Raw genomic sequence first — 11,258 nt, 5'->3', positions numbered from 1 at the left:
CGAGCGTATCGAGACCATCAGCAAGGACTGGACGAAACCGTGGATTACCGAGGGTAGCCTGGGGTGGCCGAAGAATCTGTCCGGACGTGAGTATAATGGGATGAACGCGCTGATGTTGCTTCTTCATTGCGAGAACGAGGGCTACAAGATACCGCGTTTCTGCACCTTTGACTGCGTGCAACGGATGAACAAACCGTCCGAAAAGCAGGCAAAGGAGGGCGTGGAACTGCCGAGGGTGTCAGTGAACAAGGGCGAAAAATCCTTCCCCGTGATGCTCACTACCTTTACCTGCATCCACAAGGAGACCAAGGAGAAGATCAAGTATGACGATTTTAAGAAACTCTCCGATGAAGAGAAGAAGATGTACAATGTATATCCGAAGATGCAGGTCTTCCGGGTATTCAATGTAGCCCAAACCAATCTTCAGGAAGCCCGTCCGGAACTTTGGAGCAAGTTGGCGAATGGGGATGCCGTAAAGTTGGATGAAAGCGAGAAGATGTCTTTTGAACCGATGGATGTGATGATCCGTGATAACCGCTGGATTTGCCCGATAAAGCCGATGCACCAGGACAAGGCATACTTTTCCATTTCCAAGAACGAGATTGTGGTTCCCGAAAAATCCCAGTTCAAGGACGGCGAATCCTATTATGGTACTCTTTGGCATGAGATGACCCACAGTACGGGCATCGAGGGGCAACTCGACCGTATCAAACCGTCCGGTTTCGGTTCGGACGAATACGCACGTGAGGAACTGGTGGCAGAATTAGGCAGCGCATTGGTGGCACAGCGTTACGGCATGAGCAAGGCATTGAAAGAAGAGAGCTGCGCTTATCTGAAATCCTGGCTGGACCACTTGAAGGAATCGCCCCAGTTTATCAAGACCACACTTCTGGATGTAAAAAGGGCTACCTCGCTCGTTACGCAGAATGTGGATAAAATAGTGCAGGAACTGGAACAGAAAAGCAAGGTGCAGCATGATAACGGACAGCGGAATGAGATCAAACAGTCCGTACCCGAAGGAAAGGTGTTCTACTCTTCCGTAGCCTATCTGCAATCCACCGATGACACCTCACGACTGGATGCGCTTCGGGAGAAAGGCGATTATGAGGGATTACTCCGGCTTGCCAAGGAGTATTATGACGGCAATGGAATCAACGAGCAATATACCTTTGTCTCTCCTCGCCAGAACAAGGGTGATGATCTGCTGATAGAAGACAAGGATTTTGCCGTGATCTATAACAACAGCGTGGGAGGAACTTACGAGGTGATGCTGAAATACTCTGAGCAGGAAATCCGTGACCATATCACACGGTATGGTGTCCGGCTGGCAAGCAGTGACATAAAAGAGGTTGCCAAAGACATGGCGGCCGAGCAGTTCTCTGCGATGACAAGGCAGCGTACTCCTGTCCTTGAAATGCCAAACGGAGATATTCTCCATATCGGGTATAACAGGGATGCCGACACCCTTGATGTCGGCACGGCGACCAATGCCGGGATTGCCGTCAGTCACAGTTTTCCATACGACCACGACAATTCGCTCGATTCCAATCTCCAATCCGTCAATGAAAAGCTGAATGAAATGGAGCAATATCAAAAAGAGGAGGTGGAATACAGTGGCGGGATGCACCGCTGAGTATAAAGTCTGCTATCTGTTCTGTTCAGCCGTAGAGAGTCGCCCTCTCTGCGGCTGAATTGGTTTAGTCCCACTGATAAGTCCTACTTACACAAAAAAGAGAGATTTTTCACCTTAATTAGTCGCAAAATATCGGCACTATTCTGAATTAGTGCCGAAAATTTGTTACCTTTGCAGTCGAAGAAAGGAATAATAATCACATGAGCAACGAGACGACAACATTCATACTTGACTATGCTGAAGTTCATCATGACTTTAGTTTAGGAGATTTGTTTGCTTATCTACAAGAGAAGACAGGCATCAAAAAGTCTTCTTTGTCCTGGTATCTGTTCAAGCTCGTGAATGAAAATGTACTGGTCAGAACTGGGCGGGGAACGTATGCCAAAGTGATGAAACAGGTCTTTTCACCCCAACCGATAGAGGAAGTGAAGGAGGTTTACGGTTTGTTGCAATCGGATTTTCCGTTTGCGAAATTCTGTGTTTATCAAGGGGACATCATAGCCCCTTTGCAACATCACCTTTCATCCAACCGCATCATCTACGTGGAAACGGACAGGGACTCGGCAGAAACCGTTTTCAATTTTCTGAAAGACAAGAACCACAATGTTTACCTACGACCGGACAAAAATATGATATACCGATATGTGGATATGGACAGCCGTGTCATTTTCGTGAAAAACCTTGTTTCGGAAGCTCCCTTGCAAGAAGTATCCGGCGTGCCTATGCCCACGTTGGAAAAACTGTTAGTGGATATATTGAGAGATACGGACTTTTTCTACCTGCAAGGCAGTGAGAGTGACCGTATCATAGAAAACGCCTTTAACCTGTACACAATCAACAGGAACAGGCTTTTCAGGTATGCCGACAGGCGTAAAGTGAAGAAAGAATTATCGTCGATTTTAGAAAACTTAAACATACAATGATAAAGAAAGAGTGTTTTACGACAGAATGGATTGAACAGGTTGCATCCGAACTGCACTACAATGACAAGAACCTCATAGAGAAAGTAATCCGTGCCTTATCCCTGCTTGAAATGTTGGTTAAAGCCGGGTGTCCTCTCGTCTTCAAGGGTGGCACAGCACTTATGCTCATCCTTGGGAAATCTGCCCATCGTCTGTCAATCGACATTGATGTCATCTGTCCTCCCGGAACCAATATAGAGGACTATCTGAAATCGTTTGCCGATTTTGGCTTTATCAATCTGGAACTCGTAGAGCGCAAGCAAAGGGACGATGCGGACATACCTAAAAGCCATTCCAAGTTTTTCTATCAGATAGCTTACCGGAACGACACGGACGCCCAATCCTATATCCTGCTGGATGTACTGTACGAGGACATTCATTATTTCCAAACCCGGCAAATAGCCATTGATTGCCCGTTCATACGGCTGGAGGGAGAACCATTAATGGTGACTGTTCCGTCCGCAGAAGATATTTTAGGGGATAAACTGACAGCTTTCGCTCCCAACACTACCGGAATACCTTATTACAAGAACGGCAGATCTTGTTCGATGGAGATAGCCAAGCAACTTTATGACGTGGGGCGGTTGTTTGAAAATGTTTCAGGATTGCAGATTACCGCAGAGGCTTTCCGCAAGATTGCGGTAGTCGAACTCTCGTACCGGTCTTTGGGAACGGATATCGGACAGGTCTTCAATGACATCCGTCAAACGGCACTCTGTATCTCCACACGGGGTAAATTCGGAGAAGGTGATTTCAACTTGATACAAGACGGAATCATCCGTGTAAAGTCATTTATGTACAAACAACGGTATCTGATAGACAATGCTATTATTGATGCGGCACGGGCGGCTTATTTAGCCACGCTGATTGAAAAGGGAGTCACAGAAGTGGAACGCTATTCAAACAATCCGGTTGACATCAAGGATTTGGTTATTCGACCTTCGCTGACCAACAAACTGAACAAGTTGAAAAGCAATCTACCGGAAGCCTTCTATTATTGGGCAAAGACGAGTGAACTGTTGGAAGTATGATTTTTTGCAAACAGCACGAAGGCTATTCCGCGCATAATTCACGGTCAAGATGCACGAAAGGCTGGTATTTGTAATCCTGCTCGGTGTTATCAGTGTCCTATGGTATATCGTTGGATATTGGCGGCGGAAAGCCGGAGAAACGGCGTTTTTAGCTGCGCAAAAGACCGAGAAGGAGGATGAACGTGACCGTTTATGCCGTTTGGCGGTAAGAGCCGGTCATCGGGATGCTTGTCGTATGTTCTATTGTTTACATCCGGATTTATTCAAAGAACAGCCACCACTCAAACCATTCAAATTGCACGGTACAAGAGTAGTATTCTATGGGCAATATTATCCATCCCGGTACAAACCGTTTCTCAACGATGATCAGCAGGCGTTCTGCCATTCCATCTATGAGTTTAAGGAGGGAAAAATACACGGCATTGAGTTTTTCAAATCTTGCATGAACGCCTTACAAATGGATGACCACCATTTTCATATCATGTTCATGCCTTGTAGCGATGAGTTCAAATATATCCAGCGATTCAAGCGTTTGAACTGGTATGTCTGTACCCATTGTCCGAATCTGACATCAGGACTATATGATGTTGATGTGTTCGAGCCACGTGAAAGTTTGCATGAAGCCAAAGGTTATGAGAATCGAATACTTGAACGGAATTACCGAATCACAGGAGATATAAAAGGGAAAGATGTTATTATTGTTGACGATGTACTGACTACCGGGCAAAGTATGACCGACTACAAGGAGGAGATAGAACGGTGCGGTGGCAAGGTGGTAGCTGCCATTTTCTATGGCAAGACTATCACTATGCCGCATCCGCTGATTGTCAAATTGGAGGTGTGGGGTGACTATATTACCCGCTTTTCCAAATCAAATTAGTCTCTTTCTTTGCGGTTGGATTGTTGTAGCTATATAGTCAGTCAATATCATAGCCTATCACGTATTCATCGTTGATAAGCAGATAGTAATAGCCGTTGCCACAATTCCGGTATTCTTTGCTGAAGCCTGCCGACATATCGCCATTGTCCCGTGGCTCACACCAAAGCGTTCCGTCATAACCGCAAAAATCAAAGCGACAAGTGGAAAAACTCTCTTTGTTCTTCATTGCCTCTCTGAAACGCTGCATAGATGCCGTTCCACAATATTTTTCGATAGTGGCAAGCCCGATACATTTGCCGTCAATGCGTGTTCCTGTCGTGATATGGTTCTCGTAAAGGGATTTATCCAAATCCGCATTTGCGATGTCACGAAGCCAGGCGTTTGTATGTGTGGCAAGCCGGGCAAGTTTCTGATATTTCAGAATGAGTTTCCTGTCCGTATTCGCCTCCTGTTCTTGCGAGGGATAGTATATCTGCTCGATGCTTGACCAATCTGTGAATGCATAATCTTTTGTCCTTTTGCCGGGCGCGATAATGCCAATAACACCCCTGTCCCGATTAATGAACAAGCGTCTGCGTTTTCCTGCAATCCTCACATATAGAGACGAAGGATTGGTTTCGTTGCGAAGATAGCTCTCCGCAGGATGAATAGTTGTCGTTCCCATATCCGTATCTATTTTTCAATATTTATTTTACCAGTCCTTACCAGTGTACCATTGCGGTAAAGCATGATTTCTCCGGGCTTGAAACCCATTTCTCCGAAGGCTATGTATCTGATATAATCCCGGTACTTCTCGCCTGAAATTTTTTTGCCGCACAAGTTGTTGAAAAACATAGGTATTGAAAACCCATCCTCTCCTGACAACACTGTTTTGCCGTTTTGTCTGATTTCGTCTAACATACCAATTTCCAATTTTCATCATCAATCGTAAGTTTGTTCATTTCCCAATCATACTCCACTTCCGGTGCATTGGTATAGGGGAAATTGATGGTGTAGCCGATTTGTCCGTAGGAACAATGAAGCGGTGTTACACAAATTTCCCTGCCAAAATAAAGGCTCGGTGTGCAGTATTTTCGCCAGTTAAAGCGGTCTGCAAGGATGTTCCTGCAAAGTCTTCTGTAATATGATTTGTCCGATAAAGTCATAGTTGTAGCCATTAGATAAATTCAACTTCAAGTGCTTGTAGCAACTCGTATATCTTTTCTTCGACTTCTTCCATATCCGCTACAATATCCTTAATGTGATAAGGTGCGCCATTCTTGCCGTGCCCGTCATCGCCAATCCATAAATAGGCTTCATAATCCGGGTCAAAGTCCTCGTAATATCGCTTCATACCGGCAATAAGCGTGTCGATGTCTTCATCCTGCATATCGGCATTGAAATTGAAGTCCTGCCCGTATTTGGTATAGCGTTGAAACTCAAATTGTATGCTTGTCTTGTTTTCGTCTTCAACGCTTATGCTCCAGCCTTTTTCTTGGGCAATGTCCGTTACTTTCCGTATCTGTTCTTGGGTAGTCATACTCTTTGTTTTTGTGGGGAGACCTCTCCAATCTCCCCACTGGTTGATTTAATCCGTTATCTCAAAATAATATTCCTGTTCCTCGTCCGACCATTCAGCGGTCATTGCATCCGCTTCCCTCCACAGTTTGTCATAGAGAATGGCTCTTTGATTGTCTCGCTCGTGCCACTGCCATATCTTGTGATTGAGGACAAGGCAAAGTTCCGTCCAATACTTGTAGTTGTCTTTCCATTCGGACTTGGCTCGCCTGTATGTGTCGGCTATGGCATTGTTCCCGAACTTGTCGGCAATGGAGAAATCCTGCCAAAAGGTGGTTATCGGCTCATAACCGTTCAACTCTGTTATGTTCCATCTTGGGATGGCGATTTGAAGTGCTTGCATATTCATTATTGTTTATGGTTTTCGTAATACTCTTCGGGCAAATGATAGAGGTCGTTCTCTGCCAAATGGTCTATGGCTTCCGCTGCCAGACGGCACGCCCATTCGTTACGCTGGTCATATCTTCCCTTGTGCCAGTTCTCCGCCAACTGCTCCATAAAGTAGAACATCAGTTTGGCTTTCTCGTTTACCAAATAGCGGTGGTCGTCTGCCAATGCCTTGCCCACCTTTCGGGGTGAAGCCATTTTGCCGTTCACATAATTTGAGAACTCGTCCGCAAATCGTTTGTCATTCTCCGATAATTGATTGTTGTACTCCATTTCTAATGAATTTTGATGTTGAACATTTTTTCTTTTCCCTTTGCTTGAAGCTGTTAAACTTCGCCACCGGGATATGTTTTATGTGCGTTAAAGACTATGGGGTAAGGGAGATAAGACAAGTAAATAAACAGGGAGTTAATGAAATACCACTAATGGCACATTCGTGGAAAGCTGTCGTTAAGTCCACTGAATTGTTAGCGCAGGCGGTACTTGGCATTCTACCTCCATAGTACCTTTGCACGATAAAACAATGCCGTGTGGCGTGATGGCCGGCTCTAAGGAGAATCCTCCGATGACTATAATGGGAGATTATCCTATAAAGGTTTTAGGATATAAATTCGGCAATAGTTTTTATTTGTTGCCGACATTATACAAAAGGATATATATGCAGTACATTATAACGGTCAAGTGTATGAGCAGTAGCGGATTTTATGCACTTACTGTTCGGTTAGGCACAAAGATAGCTAAAAGGAAGAAACTTTGAGTTTGGCACTTTCCCCGCTATTGCTTATACACCTTGTTGTGCATTCGGCTTTCTTTTTTTACTAATTTATCAGATAAAGTTAATATCTTTGCAGTCAAGCAATTTCAATTTTTGAATTATGTATTTCAGCAGACCTTGGACTTCTATCTAAGTGATAGGCAGTCCTGAATAAATTCCAATCAATCTTTTAGGTCAAGACAATCAGTCTATGCTTTGTGTGTGCTGTCTTTTTTTTGATAGCATTGCTTTGTCGTAGTTGCTCTGTCGGGTAATACTGCCTATTCACTTCTCCACGATTTGAATTCAAGTATTCACCTGTAAGAAGTAATTAACGTGAGTTCGATGAATTATAACTAAAAGAGTGACAGCTGAATAAGTCCGTTTTCTTCTGATTCAACCCTCTCTACTGCAATCATCGGCTTCTTTGGGAAGAATGAGTATGCCGCAAGCCCGGCCATAAGGTTGACAGTGAATCCGGTAACGGATCGGTGACGCGAATGTTCAATCTGGGCTATGTTCTTAAGTTCGTCATTGATGGTCTCGATGATGGCCCTTTTACGGAGAAGTATCTTGTCACTAAGCGTCATTATCTGTCCCTTCATATTATTTCTCAGTTTTGTAATAAGCTGAATACCATCGACAAACAACTTTGAGAAGATGTCCTTGGATATGTACCCTTTGTCGCCGGCCAACTTTCCAAACAACTGTTCAACGAAAGTCTTGTTCTTTAAAGCTTAACAGTTCCCCCATCTCATTGCATATCAGATGAAGTTTGAAGCCATAGAACCATCCCATCGAACACAGCCCCCGTTGAGCTATACCTTTAAAGACCTTGTGCATATGAATACGTTGGTTCCTGCATACGCGAAGCAATGTGCTGTCGACAAAGCTGATCCCGGTGCATTTCCCCATACAGCATCTCTTCACAAAGAGAATGAACGGGATTACAACTGTCCTTTCAAGTTCAGTAAATCGATTGTATGCCACTGTCTTTGGAAACATGTCAGTCATATGTTCTTTAACTTCATTGATATAGAAATGCTTGAAACATTTATATCCGCTCAGGTGGAACAAAATCATTATGGTTATGATCTCCGCAGAGGACATTCTCGAGTCGCGATGATACTTGCGTTTGGACTTGTCTCGCTTAGGTGCAAGACCGTTTGCCTTGATGAATCGGTCATAAAGTTTGCAAAAGTCATCGGCCATACAGAAAATTTCAGTAATTTTGTCTCTTGAGATCATAGCAATGTATTTTGTGAAGTTGATTTGTAGTGATTTCAAATTTACAAAATATATTGCTATTTTACTAATAATCAACAACTTAATTTCACCGAACTGACGTTAATTAATGACAAAAAAGAAATTGCCCGTTCGTTTCACGGGTCAGCACTTTACTATTGACAAAGTGCTAATAAAAGATGCAATAAAACAAGCAAATATAACTCAACAAGATACAGTTTTGGATATTGGTGCGGGCAAAGGTTTTATTACTGTCCACCTGCTGAAAAATGTGAACAAAGTTGTTGCCATTGAAAACGACTTGGTCTTATACAAGCATTTGTGTAAGAGGTTTAATAATGCCCAAAACGTTCAGGTTGTTGGGTGTGATTTTAGAAAATTTACAGTTCCGCTGTTACCTTTTAAGGTAGTGTCAAATATTCCTTATGGCATTACTTCCGATATTTTCAGGATTTTGATGTTTGATAATGTCGAACTTTTTTTGGGAGGTTCCATTGTCCTTCAGTCAGAGCCTGCAAAAAAGTTGGTTTCAAGTAAGGTTTATAATCCATATACGGTGTTTTATCATACTTTTTATGATTTGGAGTTCCTGTACGAGATAAGTCCCGGAAGTTTTTTGCCACCGCCAACTGTCAAGTCAGCTCTGTTAAAAATTAAAAGAAAACAGTCGTCTATTGATTTTGAACTTAAAGTCAAATATTTAGCGTTTATTTCCTGTCTTTTACAGAAACCTGATTTATCTGTTAGAACAGCCCTAAAGTCAATTTTCAGAAAAAGTCAGGTCAGGTCAATTTCGGAAAAGTTCGGAATAAACCTTAATGCACAAATTGTATGTTTGTCGCCAAGTCAATGGAAAAACTGTTTTTTGGAAATGCTGGAAGTTGTCCCCGAAAAATTTCATCCGTCATAACCTAATCCTATCTTGTTAAAGTTAGATTTTCTAGTTCGGAGTTCGTTCTTCAAGCTGATGCACAACAGTTAGCATTTAAGTCTTGTATAACAGAAATCACTACGGTAAACAGCAAGTTACCGTAGCCACGCATAAAGCCACCTGCTACAATGTGTGTCGTAACAAGTGGCTGACGAAAAGAACAGAACAGATTATGCGGTCATTCGCTTACGGATTTGCCGGGCGTTCTTCTGAACAAGCCGAATAATTCGGTCGTGGTATTCCGTAGCCTTATTGCAAAGCCCTCTTGACTGCAATACCTTGAATGTTTCAAGGCTCAATTCAATGGTTTCAATACGCTGGTTTTCAATTCGGACTGAAAATACCAACGACTGCGGTTTGAGATAATATTCGCATTGTCCGACACAATGATGCAGGGCGTTCCCCTCCTTGTAATAATCATCCACGCTTTCCAACACGCTGACTACAATCAGTCCGTCCGTGAATGACAGTCCGAAGAATTTGCTTTTCAATTCTTTAAAACGCTCCTCGTTCTCCTTTGCCTTTTTCCTTTGTTTCTCACGCTCCTCCCGTTCTTGAATAATCCTTGCCCGTTCCTGATAGCGGTCGTGTTCAGCTTTCAAGTCTAATGGACAGACATAGTGGGCATTGTGAATATCCTTGCCACACCTTTCAAGTAAGCGGATGTAATCTGTCCAAAGAGAAATATCTGCTATATGATAGCCATTGCGTAAAACTATCTTGTAAGTGTTCCAATACAAATCAAAGTACATTGAATGTTGCAGGAAGTAGTTCAAATCGGTTTTCCTGCCTGCCTTGAACATCGTTTCGGCTCTGCTGTCTGTCAACAAGGCTTCGATAAGCCGTGTCGGTTCGATGTCAGCCAATGAGCCTTGCAATCCGTTGCGTCTTAACTTTGGAGTGGCAGAATAATATGGATAGACCTTGCAATCGGCAATCCGTCTATACACATAGTTGTCTCTCCGTAACTCCAGACAGCCGTCCAAAACAAAAGTGTCCGCATAATGTCCGAGTGTGCGTTTCAATGCCGTTATCTCCGTCTTGCCGTTATCGTCCACCCAATAGCGTGCAATCTCCATAGAATAATACTCCGCTTTCTTGCCTTTACGGAAGTTTGCGTTCATAAGAAATACACGCTGTACCTGTAAACCGTCCTGTGTGGCAAGCGTGGAATAATACGCTTTGTCCTTGAATGTCCTGCACTTGGTGTCCAGTATCTCCAGTCTTGCACCGCAATGTGGGCAACGGCACACCTTTTTGTTACTCTCGTTCCATTGATAACCGCAATCCATACAGGTCGTTCCTCCGTTTTTGGTGCGGTATGCGTAATGGCTGATACATTGACGGAATGCCCATAACTCCTGCTTCTTTGTCTGTGGCAGTAACCGTCCGTTGGCGGTTACTACCTTATGCTGTAATCTCGTTTTTGCTCTCATAGTCCTAAATCAAATAATGTCGGTTGTTCGGGTTCTTGTCTGACCGCTTTCGGGGTCGGTTTCGGTTTGCTGTTTCGCTGTTGGATTTTACGCAGTTCCTCGTTTTGGTAGGTTTTGAGTGCATTCTCCCTCGCTTCGGCTTGTTCTTCGGGAGATAGTTCTACTCTATGGTTGACTATCACTCCGCAGTTGACCGCCTTTCCCACTTCTATATCATCTTCATCATAGTAATGTACTCCAAGCGAATAAACCTCGTCATCGGTCATACCGCAACCGCCCTCTTTACAGATTGCCATTGCCTGGTTGAGTATGAATGTCACGCAATCGTCCAAATTCTTGTTCTCTTTGGCATACGACACTGCAAAGAGTTCATCGGTCTTGGCTCTTTCGTCCAGATATGCCTTAATTGCCTGCTTGAAATGTTCTGTTCCTTTCATAATGT

13 protein-coding genes and 1 pseudogene are annotated in these 11,258 nt (G+C 43.6%); 5 read left to right on the top strand and 9 right to left on the bottom strand.

Going from position 1 to position 11,258, the window contains the following annotated elements; genetic code table 11:
* The 4 genes from BSCG_RS17035 to BSCG_RS17050 all read left to right on the top strand — a co-directional run.
* The coding region (locus BSCG_RS17035; RefSeq protein WP_032849448.1) for a zincin-like metallopeptidase domain-containing protein at nucleotides 1–1,633 on the top strand (1,633 nt) is incomplete at its 5' end.
* Nucleotides 1,634–1,833: 200 nt separating this feature from the next.
* A complete protein-coding gene (locus BSCG_RS17040; protein ID WP_008771363.1) occupies nucleotides 1,834–2,556 on the top strand; it encodes a DUF6577 family protein in 723 nt (240 codons plus the stop codon).
* Nucleotides 2,553–3,626, top strand: a complete 1,074-nt coding sequence (locus BSCG_RS17045; RefSeq protein ID WP_008771362.1) for a nucleotidyl transferase AbiEii/AbiGii toxin family protein — start codon at nucleotides 2,553–2,555, stop codon at nucleotides 3,624–3,626. The genes BSCG_RS17040 and BSCG_RS17045 overlap by 4 nt, the downstream gene beginning before the upstream one ends.
* Before the next feature lie 49 nt (nucleotides 3,627–3,675).
* Nucleotides 3,676–4,506 (top strand): phosphoribosyltransferase, encoded by an 831-nt coding sequence (locus BSCG_RS17050; RefSeq protein WP_008771361.1) that lies wholly within the window; start codon nucleotides 3,676–3,678, stop codon nucleotides 4,504–4,506.
* A 37-nt stretch (nucleotides 4,507–4,543) separates the two neighbouring features.
* Here the strand turns inward: BSCG_RS17050 and BSCG_RS17055 are convergent, their stop codons facing one another.
* The 7 genes and pseudogenes from BSCG_RS17055 to BSCG_RS17090 form a co-directional block, all read right to left on the bottom strand.
* On the bottom strand, nucleotides 4,544–5,170 hold the full coding sequence (locus BSCG_RS17055; RefSeq protein ID WP_008771360.1) for a hypothetical protein: 627 nt from the start codon (nucleotides 5,168–5,170) through the stop codon (nucleotides 4,544–4,546).
* A gap of 8 nt (nucleotides 5,171–5,178) precedes the next feature.
* Entirely contained in the window at nucleotides 5,179–5,406 is a 228-nt protein-coding gene (locus BSCG_RS17060) for a hypothetical protein (protein WP_008771359.1), read from the bottom strand.
* Complete coding sequence (locus BSCG_RS17065) at nucleotides 5,400–5,651, bottom strand: hypothetical protein (RefSeq protein ID WP_008997478.1); 252 nt, start codon at nucleotides 5,649–5,651, stop codon at nucleotides 5,400–5,402. Before BSCG_RS17065 ends, BSCG_RS17060 begins: the two co-directional genes overlap by 7 nt.
* Before the next feature lie 11 nt (nucleotides 5,652–5,662).
* Nucleotides 5,663–6,025, bottom strand: a complete 363-nt coding sequence (locus tag BSCG_RS17070; protein ID WP_008771357.1) for a hypothetical protein — start codon at nucleotides 6,023–6,025, stop codon at nucleotides 5,663–5,665.
* A gap of 48 nt (nucleotides 6,026–6,073) precedes the next feature.
* Nucleotides 6,074–6,406, bottom strand: a complete 333-nt coding sequence (locus tag BSCG_RS17075) for a hypothetical protein (RefSeq protein WP_008771356.1) — start codon at nucleotides 6,404–6,406, stop codon at nucleotides 6,074–6,076.
* 5 nt (nucleotides 6,407–6,411) lie between these two features.
* Nucleotides 6,412–6,723 carry a hypothetical protein gene (locus BSCG_RS17080; protein ID WP_007850547.1) on the bottom strand — a complete coding sequence of 104 codons (312 nt, stop codon included), beginning with the start codon at nucleotides 6,721–6,723 and terminating at the stop codon, nucleotides 6,412–6,414.
* An 837-nt stretch (nucleotides 6,724–7,560) separates the two neighbouring features.
* Nucleotides 7,561–8,452, bottom strand: a pseudogene (locus BSCG_RS17090) (IS982 family transposase).
* 106 nt (nucleotides 8,453–8,558) lie between these two features.
* Here BSCG_RS17090 and erm point away from each other — a divergent pair.
* Complete coding sequence (gene erm / locus BSCG_RS17095) at nucleotides 8,559–9,359, top strand: 23S ribosomal RNA methyltransferase Erm (RefSeq protein WP_008771354.1); 801 nt, start codon at nucleotides 8,559–8,561, stop codon at nucleotides 9,357–9,359.
* 191 nt (nucleotides 9,360–9,550) lie between these two features.
* Here erm and BSCG_RS17100 read toward each other — a convergent pair whose 3' ends face one another.
* Both BSCG_RS17100 and BSCG_RS17105 read right to left on the bottom strand, forming a co-directional pair.
* Nucleotides 9,551–10,816, bottom strand: coding sequence for a PcfJ domain-containing protein (locus tag BSCG_RS17100; protein WP_008771353.1), 1,266 nt, complete (start codon nucleotides 10,814–10,816; stop codon nucleotides 9,551–9,553).
* Nucleotides 10,813–11,253: a PcfK-like family protein gene (locus tag BSCG_RS17105; RefSeq protein WP_008775668.1), complete on the bottom strand. Its 441-nt coding sequence runs from the start codon at nucleotides 11,251–11,253 to the stop codon at nucleotides 10,813–10,815. The genes BSCG_RS17100 and BSCG_RS17105 overlap by 4 nt, the downstream gene beginning before the upstream one ends.
* Between the last annotated feature and the right edge of the window lie 5 nt (nucleotides 11,254–11,258).

The sequence above is a fragment of the Bacteroides sp. 2_2_4 genome (assembly GCF_000157055.1).
Classification (GTDB): domain Bacteria; phylum Bacteroidota; class Bacteroidia; order Bacteroidales; family Bacteroidaceae; genus Bacteroides; species Bacteroides ovatus.
This window is presented reverse-complemented; position numbering and strand designations above follow the sequence as displayed.

Bases quoted from the DNA above. Each gene is read 5' to 3' on its own strand.
- BSCG_RS17040 (WP_008771363.1), top strand. From the start codon at position 1,834: ATGAGCAACGAGACGACAACATTCATACTTGACTATGCTGAAGTTCAT.
- BSCG_RS17060 (WP_008771359.1), bottom strand. From the start codon at position 5,406: ATGTTAGACGAAATCAGACAAAACGGCAAAACAGTGTTGTCAGGAGAG.
- BSCG_RS17075 (WP_008771356.1), bottom strand. From the start codon at position 6,406: ATGCAAGCACTTCAAATCGCCATCCCAAGATGGAACATAACAGAGTTG.
- erm (WP_008771354.1), top strand. From the start codon at position 8,559: ATGACAAAAAAGAAATTGCCCGTTCGTTTCACGGGTCAGCACTTTACT.
- BSCG_RS17065 (WP_008997478.1), bottom strand. From the start codon at position 5,651: ATGACTTTATCGGACAAATCATATTACAGAAGACTTTGCAGGAACATC.
- BSCG_RS17050 (WP_008771361.1), top strand. From the start codon at position 3,676: ATGCACGAAAGGCTGGTATTTGTAATCCTGCTCGGTGTTATCAGTGTC.
- BSCG_RS17105 (WP_008775668.1), bottom strand. From the start codon at position 11,253: ATGAAAGGAACAGAACATTTCAAGCAGGCAATTAAGGCATATCTGGAC.
- BSCG_RS17055 (WP_008771360.1), bottom strand. From the start codon at position 5,170: ATGGGAACGACAACTATTCATCCTGCGGAGAGCTATCTTCGCAACGAA.
- BSCG_RS17045 (WP_008771362.1), top strand. From the start codon at position 2,553: ATGATAAAGAAAGAGTGTTTTACGACAGAATGGATTGAACAGGTTGCA.
- BSCG_RS17070 (WP_008771357.1), bottom strand. From the start codon at position 6,025: ATGACTACCCAAGAACAGATACGGAAAGTAACGGACATTGCCCAAGAA.
- BSCG_RS17100 (WP_008771353.1), bottom strand. From the start codon at position 10,816: ATGAGAGCAAAAACGAGATTACAGCATAAGGTAGTAACCGCCAACGGA.
- BSCG_RS17080 (WP_007850547.1), bottom strand. From the start codon at position 6,723: ATGGAGTACAACAATCAATTATCGGAGAATGACAAACGATTTGCGGAC.